Raw genomic sequence first — 14826 nt, forward strand, 5'->3', positions numbered from 1 at the left:
ATCCCAATGTCCGTCTGCCAGACTCCTATCATCGTCGCCCTGGATTACCCCACCCGTGACGCCGCACTGAAGCTGGCTGACCAGTTGGACCCCGCGCTTTGCCGGGTCAAGGTCGGCAAGGAACTGTTCACCAGTTGCGCCGCGGAAATCGTCGGCACCCTGCGTGACAAAGGCTTTGAAGTGTTCCTCGACCTGAAATTCCACGATATCCCCAACACCACCGCGATGGCGGTCAAGGCTGCCGCCGAAATGGGCGTGTGGATGGTCAACGTGCACTGCTCAGGCGGCCTGCGCATGATGAGTGCCTGCCGCGAAGTGCTGGAACAGCGCAGCGGCCCCAAGCCCCTGCTGATCGGTGTGACCGTGCTGACCAGCATGGAACGCGAAGACCTGGCGGCGATCGGCCTGGACATCGAGCCCCAGGAGCAGGTACTGCGCCTGGCCGCCCTGGCAAAGAAAGCCGGCCTTGATGGCCTGGTGTGCTCGGCCCTGGAAGCCCAGGCGCTGAAGACCGCTCACCCGTCGTTGCAATTGGTGACGCCGGGTATCCGTCCCGCAGGCAGCGCCCACGACGATCAGCGCCGTATCCTGACCCCGCGCCAGGCGCTGGACGCGGGTTCCGACTATCTGGTGATCGGTCGTCCGATCAGCCAGGCGGCCGATCCGGCCAAGGCGTTGGCGGCGGTAGTGGCCGAGATCGCCTGACCTTGGGGCATACGCGGTAAAAAAACAGGGGAGCGAGCCAAGCCCGCTCCCCTGTTGAGAGGTTCCAGGGTGGTTCAGTTGACCTTGAGTACCAACTTGCCGAAGTTCTCGCCGTTGAATAGCTTCATCAGCGTCTCCGGGAAGGTCTCCAGCCCGTCTACGATGTCTTCTTTGCTCTTGAGCTTGCCCTGGGCCATCCAACCGGCCATCTCCTGCCCGGCAGCGGCAAAGTTCGCCGCATGATCCATCACCACAAAGCCTTCCATGCGCGCGCGATTGACCAGCAGTGCCAAGTAATTGGCCGGGCCTTTCACGGCTTCCTTGTTGTTGTACTGGCTGATGGCGCCGCAAATCACCACCCGTGCCTTCAGCGCCAGGCGGCTGAGCACCGCGTCGAGAATGTCGCCGCCGACGTTATCGAAATACACATCCACGCCTTTGGGGCATTCACGTTTGAGGGCGGCGGGTACGTCTTCGTTCTTGTAGTCGATGGCGGCGTCGAAGCCCAGTTCATCCACCAGGAACTTGCACTTGTCGGCACCGCCGGCAATGCCGATCACGCGGCAGCCCTTGAGTTTGGCGATTTGCCCGGCAATGCTGCCCACCGCGCCGGCCGCGCCGGAGATCACCACGGTTTCGCCGGCTTTGGGCGCGCCGGTGTCCAGCAGGGCAAAGTAGGCGGTCATGCCAGTCATGCCCAACGCGGACAGGTAGCGGGGCAGAGGCGCTAGTGACGGATCAACCTTATAGAAACCCCGCGGTTCGCCGACGAAGTAATCCTGCACGCCCAGGGCACCGTTCACGTAGTCCCCGACGGCGAAGTTGGGGTGGTTCGACGCAATTACTTTACCCACGCCCAACGCGCGCATGACTTCGCCGATACCGACGGGCGGAATGTAGGACTTGCCCTCATTCATCCAGCCGCGCATGGCCGGGTCGAGGGACAGGTATTCGTTGTGTACCAACACTTGCCCGTCCGCCGGCGTGCCCACCGGCACTTCCTGGTAGGTGAAGGTGTCCCGGGTGGCTGCGCCGACCGGGCGTTTGGCGAGCAGGAATTGGCGATTGGTCTGGGCGGTCATGGCAGCGGCTCTTTAGAAATGAAGCATGAGTGATAGACCTTCCAGGGCCTGCGGGCAAGGTTCGTGCTGGGGGCGAATGCTTGTCGATAGGTGTCATTGATAGTCGGCCCTGGCGGCTTATCACCCGCACTCATGCAGCGCTAACCGGCCGTTTGATAGTGCTGACGTGCAAGTCCCGGCGTTGGCTAGACTCGCGCCACCGCTATTTCTTCCACAGGACATTCCCATGAGCATGACGTTTTCCGGCCAGGTCGCCCTGGTGACCGGCGCCGCCGCCGGTATTGGCCGCGCCACCGCGCTGGCGTTCGCCGCAGAAGGTTTGAAGGTCGTGGTTGCCGACCTGGATGTGGCGGGCGGCGAGGGCACTGTGGCGTTGATCCGGCAAGCTGGCGGTGAGGCCCTGTTCGTGCGCTGCAATGTCACGCTGGAGGCGGACGTGCAACAACTGATGGCGCAAACCGTCAACGCCTATGGCCGTCTTGACTACGCCTTCAATAACGCCGGGATCGAGATCGAGAAAGGCAAGCTGGCGGACGGCAGCCTGGATGAGTTCGACGCCATCATGGGCGTCAACGTCAAGGGGGTGTGGCTGTGCATGAAGTATCAGTTGCCGTTGCTGCTGGCCCAGGGCGGCGGTGCCATCGTCAATACCGCATCGGTGGCGGGCTTGGGCGCGGCGCCGAAAATGAGCATTTATGCGGCTTCCAAACACGCCGTGATCGGCCTGACCAAGTCGGCGGCCATCGAGTATGCGAAGAAGAAAGTCCGCATCAACGCGGTGTGCCCGGCGGTGATCGACACCGATATGTTCCGCCGCGCCTATGAGGCCGACCCCCGCAAGGCCGAATTCGCTGCGGCCATGCACCCGGTTGGGCGGATCGGCAAAGTCGAGGAAATCGCCAGCGCCGTGTTGTACCTGTGCAGCGATGGCGCTGCGTTCACCACCGGCCACGCCCTGGCGGTCGACGGTGGCGCGACGGCGATCTAGGACCTTGCGCCGCACCCTATTCGAAAAAGTCTGGGGTGCTGTGGGGCTTTTCCAAAGCTGGCAAAACGCTGTGATCGAATGTGTATCATTAGGTAAATAAGCTAATAAAATCAATAATTTAATAGATTTTTGCCGCCGGCCACTACGGGCTTCTGTGCTTAACTCTTCGGGTTGAAATCAGACAGTTGAAGTGAGTGGCTCATGGATTTAGGGATCGATCGACAAGCCCTTGTACCGGTGGTGCAGCAAATCGTCAGCGCGGTGGCGCAATGGATCCGCAAGGACGGGGTGAGTCCCGGCACGCGCCTGCCGTCCATCCGGCAGGTGGCCCTGGATAACCTGCTTAGCCAATCCAGCGTCATCGAGGCCTTCGAGCGGATGGTCGCTCAAGGGTTGCTGGCACCGAGGCAGGGCTCGGGGTTTGTGGTGGCCCAGCCGCCTGTCTCGCACGAGGGCCACTGGTATGAGGGCGCGGAGCGCGATTGGGGGGCGTTTGCCGATAACCCCGTGGGCGAGCTTAAACTCGGCTGCGGCTGGCTGCCGGATACCTGGCATGAAAGCGATGACATCAGTTATGCCATTCGTGAAGTCACCCGCTCCGACACGGCGGGCCTGTTCAACTACAGCACCCCGTTGGGTTTGCCCGTGCTGCGCGAGCAACTGCTCAAGCACCTTACCCGGGTTCACATCGCCACCAGCCTTGATCGCATCCTCACGACCGCAGGCGCCAGCCATGCCCAGGACCTGTTGATACGCACGTTACTTCGGGCCGGTGACAGCGTGGTGGTGGAAACGCCGGGGTATGGCAACCTCTATCGGCAATTGGCGTTCCAGGGCGTGCACCTGCTGGAAGTGCCGCGCACCCGAGGCGGCCCGGACCTGCCGGCGCTGGAAACGCTGTTGCAGCAGCATCGCCCCAAATGCCTGTTCATTCACAGCCTGTATCACAACCCCACCGGGACCAGCCTCGGTCGGGCGGTGGCCGAGCGCTTGCTGGAGCTGGCCCATCGCGACAACTTCCTGATCATTGAAGAAGACGTCTACGGGGATCTGCAGCACGCCAGCTGCACACGGCTTTCGGCGCTGCCCCATGGCGATCGCGTGATCTACATCGCAAGTTTTTCCAAGACCCTGAGCAGCGCGTTGCGCGTGGGCTACCTCTGTGCCAGCGCGGCGATCATCGCGCAGTTGGTCAGCCTCAAGACGTTGACCGGTTTCGGCACTTCGCGGTTTGCCGAAGCAGTGGTCGCCGCGCTGCTGGCCAATGGTACGTACCGCAAGTGGGTGCAGCGCTTGCGCAAGCGGCTGCGCACGGAAATGGCCGCCACGTTGCAAGTGCTGGAGGACGAAGAATGGGAGGTGTTCGCCGTGCCCGCCGGCGGCATGTTGTTATGGGCGCGACCGGCCGAGAGTGAGCTGTCGCGGCTACAAGCCTGTGCCCGACGGCTGGGGGTGCTGCTGTCGCCTGGGGCGCTGTTCAGCCCGACCGGTGAACACAGTGAGTGGCTGCGTATAAATGTGGCCTATGCTGCTGATCAGCGGGCCTTGGCCTTGTTCCGTGCCATGGCACCTGCCAGATCGACCTCGACCATCCTGAAAACGACGATCGTGTAGCTTTTTGCCATTATTGTGGCGCCGACGCCTTGTGTTGATGGCCTGGTCGTTGCGAATCTCGTGTCTTGTCAATCGGGCTTGATGGCATCTGCCATTGCAAGAGGATCACGTGCAATGATTTCGGGCGTGCAACGACGTTTCGCCAACCTCGGTATGGCGAAAAAACTGGCTCTTGGATTCACTCTGGTGCTGCTGCTGACGGCCTTGGTAGCGGCTATCGGCGTGTGGTCATTGCAAACCGTTGGTCAGCGTTTCGAAGACCTCAAGGCCATGTCGTCGCTCAACAGCGGTTTGTTCAAGGTGCGCCTGATCGAGCAGGACTATGCATTGCATGCCGACCCCAAGGCGGTCGATGCCTTGCATGAAAGTATCGATGCCCTGGCCGCGCAGGCGGCCAGCCTCAAGGCCCAGTCTGCGGCGAATGTGCCGGTGATGACGGATGTAGAGCAGGCTCTGGCCGCCTACCGCAAGGCGTTCGACGAGTTTGTCGAACTGACCCAGACCAAGGACCTGGCCCTGGAAATGGCCAGTTGGTCGGTGTCCAGTGTGGCCAATAACCTCGACGTGTTGCAGGCCGGGCTGGCGGACGACGGCGCCTATGGTCTCAAGGAAAGCCAAGGCAAGGAGGGCGCCGAGTTTATCGAGCAGGCCGGCCAGGTCAGTCAGGTCTCGCGTTTGATGCTGCAGGCCATGAACGAAGCCCACGTGCGCCTGGACCAGAGCCGCAGGGTCGATGCGGATGACGCCGAGCAAGGCAAGATCGAGCAGGCCGATCAAGCCCTGGCTCAGGTGGAACAGCTGAAAACCGCGGTCAAGGACCCTGGCTACCAGACGGTACTCGGCGAAGTCTCGGGGCATATCGCCGCCTTCAGCGAGAAACTGGGCGAATACACCGGCCTGCTGGCGCAGGAAAAGGTCGTCTACAAACAGTTGCATGATCGGGCCGACCAAGTGGTCAGCCGGGTCAACCAGGCCTATGACGCTGAAGATGTGTCGATGCGGGCACAACTGAAGAAAAGCGCGATGTTGATCATCGGGTCGTCGGCGTTGGCGTTGCTGGTGGGGTTGATTGCGGCCTGGGTGATTACGCGCCTGATCGTCGCGCCGCTGCGCAGTGTGATCGCGGTGGCGCAGCAAATCGCAGCCGGTGATCTGAGTGGGCGCATGGAGGTCAGCCGCCGGGATGAAATCGGGCAGTTGATGCAGGCGATGCAACAGATGGGGAACGGCTTGAGCGATATGGTCAGTGGGCTGCAAGCTGGCATTGAGCAATTGGCCAGCTCGGCGCATTCGTTGTCCAGCGTCACCGAGCAGACCAATGTCGAGGTCAGCAGCCAGAAGGAAGAAACCGAGCAAGTGGCCACGGCGATGAACCAGATGACCGCTACCGTGCACGACGTGGCGCGCAATGCCGAAGAGGCCGCGCAAGCCGCGCAGACGGCGGACGACAAGGTTGACAGCGGCCAACAAGTGGTCCGCCAGAGTTTGCAGCGCATCGAGTTGCTGGCCAATTCGAGCACCAGTGCCAGTGCCAGCATCCAAAGCCTCAGCGCCGAAATCCAGAACATCGGCACGGTGTTGAGCGTCATCAAGAGCGTGGCCGAGCAGACTAACCTGCTGGCCTTGAACGCAGCCATCGAGGCCGCCCGTGCAGGTGAGCAAGGCCGTGGCTTTGCCGTGGTCGCCGATGAGGTCCGGGCGCTGGCCAAGCGGACTCAGCAATCGACCGAAGAAATCGAGAGGCTGGTCAGCACCTTGCGCAGCGCGGCGCAGTCGTCGGTGCAACAGATCCAGCAAAGTGGCGAACTGGTGAAGTTGGCGGTCAGTGATGCCCTGGAAACAGAAAGTGCCTTGGGCAGCATCGCGGCGGCGGTGTCATTGATTCAACAGATGAACCAGCAGATCGCCGCCGCGGCCGAAGAGCAAAGCTCGGTGGCCGAAGAGATCAACCGCAGTGTCACCAGTATCCGTGCCAGCGCCGATCAGTCGGCGTTGAGCATGCAGGGTAACGCCGCGTCCAGCATCCAACTGGCGCAGTTGGGGGCGCAGCTCAAGGGGATGGTGGGGCACTTCCGCCTCTGATCGCCGCCGGGGAGCGGTGAGCAAAGGCGAGGGTGGTCAGGCGTGGTTGGCGAGGAAGGTCAGCAGGGCTTCGTTGACGAAGTCCGGGTTTTCCCGTGCGCTGATATGCCCGGCGTCTGGAATCAATGTCAGGGTACAGCCGATCAGTTCGGCCATTTCCTCGGACTCGTGCGGGGGGCGCGGCTTGTCCTGCTCGCCGCACATCACCAATGTGGTGTCGCGGTCCAGGCTCGGCAGTTGCTTGAGTACATCCTCGCGACTGAAGATCAGGCGGCCCAATGGCACGATACTGTCCAGCAGGCGTTGCCGTGGGAAGCCTTGCAGCGACGAGCGAAAATCCTGATACAGCGCCGACTCGCGGTCTATACCCGGGCGAAAGAAGATGGGGGCAATCACATCCAGCAACGGCTCAGGAATGGCGCCGGCGTCTTCGATCATCTTGAACAGCGAGAAGTAGTATTGGCGCGTGGCTTCGGGTTCGGCCCCGAGGTGGGTGTCCATCAGCACCAGGCTGTTGATGCGCTCGGGCGCCAAGAATGCGAGACGCGCGCCCCACATGCCCCCCACCGAAAGGCCAACCAGGTTGATTTGCGCGATGTCCAACTGATCCAGCAGCGCCAGGGCCTGGCGCGCAAGGTCGTCGAGGGAGTGGGTGTGCGTGGGCAGCGGGCCCGATTCGCCATGCCCCCACAGCTCGGGAACGATGACGCGGTACTGTTGCGACAGGGCCTCGATCTGCGGTGCCCACATATGGCGGTCCCACAGGTAGCTTGACCCCAGCAGGACCACGGGGCCTGTGCCCTGGTCGATATAGTGCAGCGGTTGTCCATCAATCACGGCGAAAGGCATGGCACGACCTCTAACTTCACGGAGTGAGGGGCATGTTTTTACGCGAGTCTTGGGCATGGGGATAGGTGCAAAGTGATGGCATCTCGTGGTGAGCAGGGCTCACCACGAGGGGAGGCTTGGTCAGTCGTAGATGACTTTCTTTTTCCACTCGGCGTCGGCCTCGACCTCTTTCATGCCCTCGGTCAATTCGCTGGCTTCTTCTATCGTCTGTTGGCTGTTGGCCAGCACGGTAGCGTTGGTACGCGCCAGTTGGGCTTCCAGCTGCTGCAGCTGCGCGCTATAGAGCACAGGCTCCGGTTGCTTGCGCAGGTATTGCGCGCCGCGCTCGAAGGCCAGGCGCGCCTGGCCCGGCTGACCCTGCTGCAAGGCGTGCTGGCCGAGGTTATTGAAGAACTCGATGTGCAGCAGCACCAGGATATGGCGAATTTCCTTGATCCAGTGCTTGGCTTCGTTTGCCGGCAGGAAACCGTCCTGGGCGGCGCGAGTGACCTGGCCATGCAGGGCTTCGAGCAAAAAGCGTACGTCCTTGGCCTTGGCTTCGGTCTGGATCGGCGTGGGTGGGTTGTTTACCGGAATGGACTCGCCCTGGGCCACCAGCGCGCTCAACTCGGTGATGCGCGCCTTGTGAGCTGCGCTGGTCTTGTTGAGGTTTAACAGGCGCTGGTTGACGTTGAGCTCCAGGCGGGTCAACAACAGTTTGAGCGCCGGGGTCATGAATTGGCCAGGGAACGTCTCGGTGATTTCACCGCAACGACGCATGCGATCGTTGAGCTCGATCACGGTGCGTTGTTTTTCCAGCTTGTTGTTTTCCACCACGTGGTTCATGTAGCCAATGGCGATCAGTATTGCGATCCCGGCTATTACCAGCAGGGTGATCATGAGTGGTGTCACCGGTGTGACCTCTTTATAGGGTTTACAGTGGAGTGTAGTGACTGGGCCAGCTATCGGATAGGACTGATCGACCAATTGCCCAGGTAGTTTCTTCTATATAGGTACGCGCTCCCTGCATGGATGCACATTGCCATCATTTGCTTGAGCGAACTATAACGTCTTGTCGTGCGCCAGAATATAGGCGCCAAGGCCTGGACGGGCAGAATGCCCATGAAAGCCTGCAAACGCAGGCGAAGTCATTGATTTTAATAAATTTATCCTTGGGGGTTGACGATCTACCAATCCATCCATAGAATGCGCGCCACTTAAAGCGTAAAGCACACAGCAAAACGCGTTGAGTAGTGAATGTTGTACGTGTGTCCCCTTCGTCTAGTGGCCTAGGACACCGCCCTTTCACGGCGGTAACAGGGGTTCGAGTCCCCTAGGGGACGCCATATGCGGGAATAGCTCAGTTGGTAGAGCACGACCTTGCCAAGGTCGGGGTCGCGAGTTCGAGTCTCGTTTCCCGCTCCAATTTTTAAGCAGTGTTGCCTTTGGGCGGCATTGAGTGAAACCAGGGCCACGTCTTCGGGCGAAGCCTCTGGGCACTGAGATACACACCATGTGTTTCAGTAGCGTGTCCCCTTCGTCTAGTGGCCTAGGACACCGCCCTTTCACGGCGGTAACAGGGGTTCGAGTCCCCTAGGGGACGCCATTTGCGGGAATAGCTCAGTTGGTAGAGCACGACCTTGCCAAGGTCGGGGTCGCGAGTTCGAGTCTCGTTTCCCGCTCCAAATTTTAAGCAGTGTTGCCTTTGGGCGACATTGAGTGAAACCAGGGCCGCGTCTTCGGGCGAGGCCTCTGGGCACTGAGATACACACCATGTGTTTCAGTAGCGTGTCCCCTTCGTCTAGTGGCCTAGGACACCGCCCTTTCACGGCGGTAACAGGGGTTCGAGTCCCCTAGGGGACGCCATTTGCGGGAATAGCTCAGTTGGTAGAGCACGACCTTGCCAAGGTCGGGGTCGCGAGTTCGAGTCTCGTTTCCCGCTCCATATTCAACAAAAACGCCGATCAGTGATGATCGGCGTTTTTGTTTGTGCTTGATTTATAAAGACCTCGTCGTCAGAGCTTGGGCATTTGCCCGATTCGCCCCATCATCTCGGTCACGTTCTGCAAATCCAGGAGGAACTGGTCGACTGTCTTGAATTCACCGTTGGTGTGGCCGGTATATTTGGTATCGAGTCTGGCAAGGCCGAATTGCACGCCGTTGGGCAGGTCATGGACCGATGTAGCGGCTGCGGACGCGCCGAACTTGGGCTCCATGCCAAGGTTCTCGGTGGCCACGGCCAGCAATGCTTTGACCCATTCACCCTCGGGGTTGCGGTGCATCGGCTCGGCAATCGAGCAATCGATGGTCATCGCCACCCCGGTCTGTTGGCTCCAGGCTTGCAGCTTTTCATCGATATCGGTTTTGAGTACTTCTGTGGCCCTGCCCTTCGGCACTCGCAGATTGACCGTCACGGTGAAAGCTCTTTCGTCCATACCGATATAGGTCAAGGAGGTGGTCAGTGGCCCCATGAATGTATCGGTAAAGCCAATCCCCAGTTTGTTGCCCAGATAATCCAGGCCCCAGTTGTCGGTGGCGTAGCGCGCTGCGTCAGTGATGTGGTTGCGCTTGAGGGCGATTTTTCCCGCCAACTCGTGGATCAGGCCCAATATCCTGGCGACGGGGTTTACACCTGACTCGGGTTCCGAGGAATGGGCCGCAACCCCCGTAACCGTTAGCTTGACGTCCTTGCCGACGACCTCGGCGGTCACCTCGAAGTCGCCGCCATTGCCCTTGGCATAGTCGGCGCCAGTCTTTTGCAGGACGGCCGCCAATTGTGCCGGGTTGTCATCGGCAAAAGTCGCGACGGCCGTCCGCGGGATCTGGTTCGCGGCAAGTCCTCCCGTCACGGAGGTGATTTCGGCGCCCTTGCCCTGTGCGTCGCGCCGGGGGAAATGGGTAACTAGCGTGCCGTAGCCCTTCTCGGCGATCACCACGGGATAGCCGCCATCGAGTGCGATGTTGTAGTTGGGGGTTGGGTTGCGTGAAAAGTAGTAGGCGATCGCATCGCCGGCGATCTCCTCGGTGGTATCCACCAGTAGTTTGAAACTGCGTACCTGCGGCAGTTGTTCTTCCTTGATGACTTTCATTGCATATAGCGCCACGACGATCCCGTTTTTGTCATCCTCCGTGCCTCGGCCATACAGGCGGTTACCTACCTGAGTAACCTGGAATGGATCGAGGCGTGTGCCGTCTTCAAGCACCCAGTCCTCTGGATTGGCTGGTACCACGTCGGCATGCGCATGGATTCCCACGACCTCGTTGCCGCTATCGCCCAAGGATATTTCATATACGCGGTTGTCGACGTTGCGAAATGTCAGGTTGAACGATCGGGCAATGCGTTCGAGGGTGTAGGCGAACCGAAGGAACTCGGGATTTTCATGCTGAGCGACGCCTTCCACGCGGAAGGTTGGGATGGCCACCAGTTCACCCAGGGTATCGATGGCTGCATCACGGTATTTGAGTCGTGCATACAAGCCAAGCAGTCGATGAAGCTGGTTTTGCTGCTCGTTGGTAAGGTCCTTGGCATCGAGGAAGGCATTGATTGCCGGTGCGAGTGTTTGGCTGACGGCGAGGCTGCTGGTGCCCAGGCGTCTCAGGAACTCACGAAAATCGGTGAACGATGTCTCACTGAAAGTCGAGAGAATGACTGAACTCTGCTGCTGGGTAATGTTGGCGTATGTGGGCAGGGAGAATGTTGAAAGGCTGCCGGCGAGCGCAGTGGCGGCGAGCAGTGCTTTGAGTGGGTTGTTCATTATTATGGCACTCCTATCTGCGTAGGTAGTTGGAGAGGCCTGTCGAAACTAGCACCCAATGCCATGGAAAGTGGTGTCGAACAGCAGCCTGAAAGACTCATAGGGGCTGAGGTCGAGCAAAACAGGAGGTTTCCTACGCATGTTCTGCCCAGACAAGAACGCCGCTCTGAGGGGGAGCGGCGTTTTCATATGGGTGAGAGCAGAGGTTTCAGAGTTTCGGCAACTGCCCCACACGCCCCATCATTTCCGTGACGATCTGCAGGTCCAGCAAGAACTGCTCGACCGTCTTGAACTCATTGTCGGTATGCCCGGTGTACTTCACCTCCGGCCGCGCCAGGCCGAATTGCACGCCGTTCGGCAGCTCATGCACCGAGGTTGCGCCGGCCGAGGTGCCGAACCTGTGTTCCATGCCCAGGTTTTCACTGGCTACCGCGAGCAAGGCCTTCACCCATTCACCTTCCGGGTTGCGGAACATCGGCTCGGCGACCGAGTAAGTGAAGTTCACGTTGACCTTGGTCTGCTTGTCCCAGGCGCTCAGCTTCTCGGCGATCTGGGCCTTGAGTTTCTCCGGGGACTTGCCCTTCGGCACCCGCAGGTTCACCGCCAGCTTGAAAGTGTTGTCATCCAGGCCGACAAAGGTCAGTGAGGTGGTCAATGGCCCCATGAATTCATCGGAGAAACCCACGCCCAATTTACCGCCCAGATAATCCAGGCCCCAGTTATCGGACGCATACCGCGCAGCGTCGGTGATGTGGTTGTGCTTGAGGGCGATCTTGCCGTCGACGCTGTGGATCAGCTCCAGCATGCGCGCCACCGGGTTGATACCGGATTCCGGCTCGGAGGAGTGGGCCGACACACCGGTGACGGTCAGTTTGACGTCCTTGCCGTCGACCTTGGCGGTGACCTCGAAGTCGCCCCCGTTGCGCTTGGCGTATTCGGTGCCGGCCGTTTGCAGGCTGGCCGCCAATTGCGCAGGCGTGTCGCTGATAAAGGTGGCGACCGAGGCCGACGGAATCTGGTTGGTCGCCATGCCGCCCGTCATTGCGACGATTTCTGCACCTTTGCCTTCGCCCGTGCGACGCGGGAACGTGGCCATGACGGTGCCATACCCCTTCTCGGCAATCACCACCGGGTAGCCGCCATCCAGCGCCAGGTTGTATTGCGGTGTGGGGTTGTGTTCAAAGTAATAAGGGATCGCGTCGCCGGAGGTCTCCTCGGTGGTGTCCACCAGCAGCTTGAAGTTGCGCGCCAGCGGCAGCTTTTCTTCTTTGATCACCTTCATCGCGTACATCGCTACCACGATGCCGTTCTTGTCGTCCTCGGTGCCGCGACCGTACATGCGGTCGCCGATCAACGTGACCTTGAACGGGTCGAGTTTGGTGCCGTCCTTGAGCACCCAGTTTTCCGGCGTCACCGGCACTACGTCGGCGTGTGCGTGAATGCCGACCACTTCGTCGCCGCTGCCTCCCAGCGAGATTTCGTACACGCGGTTATCGACGTTGCGGAAGTCCAGGTTGAAGGTCTTGGCCAGGGCCTGGATCTTGTCGGCGATCTTGAGGAACTCCGGGTTTTGGTATTGCGGCACGCCGTCCACATTGAACGTCGGAATTTCCACCAGCTCGCGCAGGGTTTCCAGGGCTGCCTTGCCGTATTTCACCCGCGTATAAATGCCCAGCAGGCGGTTGATCTCGTTTTGCTGGTCGGCGCTCAAGGTTTGGTTATCGAGGAAGGCGCCGATCGCCGGGCCCACGTCATCGGTTTTGCCCAGGTCGCCCTTGGCCAGGGTGCCGAGGAAACCACGAAAATCGGTGACGGACGTTTCGTTGAACTGTTTGAGAATCGCCGTACTTTGTGACGGCGTGATATTAGCGAAGGCGGGCGAGGTCACTAACGAAAGGCCAGCCGCGAACAGGGTGGCCGCCGCCAATTGCTTGAGTGGAAAGTGCATTGTTGAAAGCATTCCTTTGCAAGGTGGGAGTAGGGCGTTTCTGATCGATCTGTCAGAAACATTTCTACACACTACCACTACTCGGGTGGCCATGGTCAAGGCTGGCCAGGGTATGGCCACACCCCTCAATCGAGGGTGTAACGCACCGACAGTGCGCCCTTTTTCTCTGATAAGGCCAGGATCGTCACTTGGCCCAATTCGCTGAGCGTTTGCACGTGGGTACCGCCGCAGGCATAGACGGGCAATTCACCGAAGCCCACTTCACGGGTGCCGTCTTCCAGGGCCGTATGGCGTGGGAAGTCCGCCGCGATCCATTGGTTGACTTGCTGTTGAATCACTTCGGCATTCATCGCTTGAGCGGCCTCGCCGCGGATAAAGGTGATTTTGCCTTCACCTGGCCAGTGGTGCGCCTTGATCGGCTTCCAGCCCAGGGTTTCACCAGCGTTGCCGATCAAGTGCCCGGCCGAATGCAGGCGGCTATGCAGGGCGCGGCGTTGTGCATCGACGCGCACGGTGATTGGCCCGGGCGCCACGGGTTGGTCGAGGTAATGCACCACGCAATCGGCCTCAAGGGCCACGCGCAGTACGTTGCTTTCGCCGAGCTGGCCGGTGTCGAAGGGCTGGCCGCCGCCCTGCGGGTGAAAAATCGTCGACCGCAGGATCACCGCAAACTGGCCCTCGCGGGGTATGCAACTGATCACTTCAAGTTCGGCGGTCAGGTGGTCATGGGTGAAAAACAGGCGCTCGGTCATTTCTACATCCGCATCAGGGTTCTGTGGGCAGTATAAATAGTGCGCCGATGAGTGATAATCCGCGCAGTTATCAATGGACCTGTGCGTTATGAGCATCAATCTTCCTTTACCGCTACTGGGCGAAATGGCAATTTTCGTCAAAGTGGTGGAAACCGGCAGCTTCTCCGAAGCGGCGCGACAGTTGAGCGTTTCGCCGTCGGCGGTGAGCCGCAGTATTTCGCGCCTGGAGAAGGCCCTGGCCACGCGCTTGCTGCAACGCACCACGCGCAAATTGCGCCTGAGCGAAGGCGGTGAAGAAGTCTTCAAGCGCTGCAAGGAGATGGTCAGTGCGGCGCGCTCGGTAATGGAGGTCAGTGGCCAGTTCACTCATGAAGCCGAGGGCCTGGTGCGGGTCAGCGTGCCCAAGGCGGTGGGGCGGTTTGTGGTGCATCCGCATATGCCGGCGTTCCTGCGGCGCTATCCCAAGGTGGATGTGCAGTTAATCCTGGAAGACCGGCATGTGGACCTGATCGACGATAACGTCGACCTGAGCATCCGCATTACCGACAGCCCGCCGCCGGGGCTGGTGGGGCGACAGTTGTTGCCGATCGAGCATTTGCTCTGCGCGACGCCGCACTATCTGGCCGAACACGGCACGCCGGCGCATCCCCATGATTTGCTGCAGCACAGTTGCATTTACCTTGGCGAAACCCCGGCTGACTCACGCTGGAAATTTCGTCAGGGCGGCAAGGCCGTCACCGTCGGCGTGCGCGGGCGCTATGCGGCGAATCACACCGGCGTGCGGCTGGATGCGGTGTTGCAGCATGTGGGTATCGCTAGCCTGCCGTACTTTACGGCGCGTCATGCGCTGGAGGAGGGGCGATTGGTCCAGGTGTTGCCAGGGTGGGATTTTATTGCGTCCTACCATGGCGACGCATGGTTGCTGCATTCGCCCACGCGCTACCTGCCGCCGAAGTTGCGGGTGTTTATCGACTATCTGGTGGAGTGCATGGCGAAGGAGCCGACATTGCGTCGACGGTAGAAACGCAATGGAAATGTGTGCGGGCGTGCTCGCACACAGACTGGAATTCAG

Annotated in this window: 11 protein-coding genes, 6 tRNA genes and 1 pseudogene; 12 read left to right on the top strand and 6 right to left on the bottom strand. The window is 60.2% G+C overall.

What is annotated here, in order from left to right; genetic code table 11:
* The first annotated feature begins 6 nt into the window (after positions 1–6).
* Positions 7–705, top strand: a complete 699-nt coding sequence (gene pyrF, locus AB4O25_RS27370) for an orotidine-5'-phosphate decarboxylase (RefSeq protein ID WP_460150213.1) — start codon at positions 7–9, stop codon at positions 703–705.
* 74 nt (positions 706–779) lie between these two features.
* On the opposite strand, the gene AB4O25_RS27375 is transcribed toward pyrF, so the two are convergent.
* Positions 780–1787 (bottom strand): NADP-dependent oxidoreductase, encoded by a 1008-nt coding sequence (locus tag AB4O25_RS27375; protein ID WP_017530387.1) that lies wholly within the window; start codon positions 1785–1787, stop codon positions 780–782.
* A 226-nt stretch (positions 1788–2013) separates the two neighbouring features.
* Between AB4O25_RS27375 and AB4O25_RS27380 the strand changes: the two genes are divergently transcribed.
* The 4 genes and pseudogenes from AB4O25_RS27380 (at position 2014) to AB4O25_RS27395 (ending at position 6471) form a co-directional block, all read left to right on the top strand.
* A complete protein-coding gene (locus AB4O25_RS27380; RefSeq protein ID WP_460150215.1) occupies positions 2014–2775 on the top strand; it encodes an SDR family oxidoreductase in 762 nt (253 codons plus the stop codon).
* A 201-nt stretch (positions 2776–2976) separates the two neighbouring features.
* Entirely contained in the window at positions 2977–4389 is a 1413-nt protein-coding gene (locus AB4O25_RS27385; protein WP_065878015.1) for an aminotransferase-like domain-containing protein, read from the top strand.
* 1023 nt (positions 4390–5412) lie between these two features.
* Positions 5413–5565 (top strand): annotated as a pseudogene (locus tag AB4O25_RS27390) (HAMP domain-containing protein); the annotation flags it as partial.
* A gap of 201 nt (positions 5566–5766) precedes the next feature.
* Positions 5767–6471: a methyl-accepting chemotaxis protein gene (locus AB4O25_RS27395; protein WP_460151008.1), complete on the top strand. Its 705-nt coding sequence runs from the start codon at positions 5767–5769 to the stop codon at positions 6469–6471.
* A 36-nt stretch (positions 6472–6507) separates the two neighbouring features.
* On the opposite strand, the gene AB4O25_RS27400 is transcribed toward AB4O25_RS27395, so the two are convergent.
* Positions 6508–7320, bottom strand: coding sequence for an alpha/beta fold hydrolase (locus AB4O25_RS27400; RefSeq protein WP_017530383.1), 813 nt, complete (start codon positions 7318–7320; stop codon positions 6508–6510).
* Positions 7321–7440: 120 nt separating this feature from the next.
* Complete coding sequence (locus AB4O25_RS27405) at positions 7441–8211, bottom strand: hypothetical protein (protein WP_026067464.1); 771 nt, start codon at positions 8209–8211, stop codon at positions 7441–7443.
* A gap of 358 nt (positions 8212–8569) precedes the next feature.
* Between AB4O25_RS27405 and AB4O25_RS27410 the strand changes: the two genes are divergently transcribed.
* The 6 genes from AB4O25_RS27410 (at position 8570) to AB4O25_RS27435 (ending at position 9244) form a co-directional block, all read left to right on the top strand.
* Positions 8570–8645, top strand: a tRNA-Glu gene (locus tag AB4O25_RS27410).
* Between the two features lie 3 nt (positions 8646–8648).
* A tRNA-Gly gene (locus AB4O25_RS27415) sits at positions 8649–8724 on the top strand.
* A 105-nt stretch (positions 8725–8829) separates the two neighbouring features.
* Positions 8830–8905 (top strand) — tRNA-Glu (locus AB4O25_RS27420).
* Between the two features lie 3 nt (positions 8906–8908).
* Positions 8909–8984, top strand: a tRNA-Gly gene (locus AB4O25_RS27425).
* Positions 8985–9089: 105 nt separating this feature from the next.
* Positions 9090–9165, top strand: a tRNA-Glu gene (locus AB4O25_RS27430).
* Positions 9166–9168: 3 nt separating this feature from the next.
* Positions 9169–9244, top strand: a tRNA-Gly gene (locus tag AB4O25_RS27435).
* A 70-nt stretch (positions 9245–9314) separates the two neighbouring features.
* Here the strand turns inward: AB4O25_RS27435 and AB4O25_RS27440 are convergent.
* The 3 genes from AB4O25_RS27440 to AB4O25_RS27450 all read right to left on the bottom strand — a co-directional run bounded on the left by AB4O25_RS27440 (position 9315) and on the right by AB4O25_RS27450 (position 13754).
* Positions 9315–11054 carry a dipeptidase gene (locus tag AB4O25_RS27440; RefSeq protein ID WP_017529776.1) on the bottom strand — a complete coding sequence of 580 codons (1740 nt, stop codon included), beginning with the start codon at positions 11052–11054 and terminating at the stop codon, positions 9315–9317.
* A 208-nt stretch (positions 11055–11262) separates the two neighbouring features.
* On the bottom strand, positions 11263–13002 hold the full coding sequence (locus AB4O25_RS27445; protein WP_068932421.1) for a dipeptidase: 1740 nt from the start codon (positions 13000–13002) through the stop codon (positions 11263–11265).
* A 125-nt stretch (positions 13003–13127) separates the two neighbouring features.
* Positions 13128–13754, bottom strand: a complete 627-nt coding sequence (locus AB4O25_RS27450; RefSeq protein ID WP_017529778.1) for an alanyl-tRNA editing protein — start codon at positions 13752–13754, stop codon at positions 13128–13130.
* 88 nt (positions 13755–13842) lie between these two features.
* Between AB4O25_RS27450 and AB4O25_RS27455 the strand changes: the two genes are divergently transcribed.
* Positions 13843–14775 (top strand): LysR family transcriptional regulator, encoded by a 933-nt coding sequence (locus AB4O25_RS27455; RefSeq protein ID WP_017529779.1) that lies wholly within the window; start codon positions 13843–13845, stop codon positions 14773–14775.
* Positions 14776–14826: the final 51 nt, after the last annotated feature.

This window comes from Pseudomonas sp. S3_A03, from assembly GCF_054668275.1.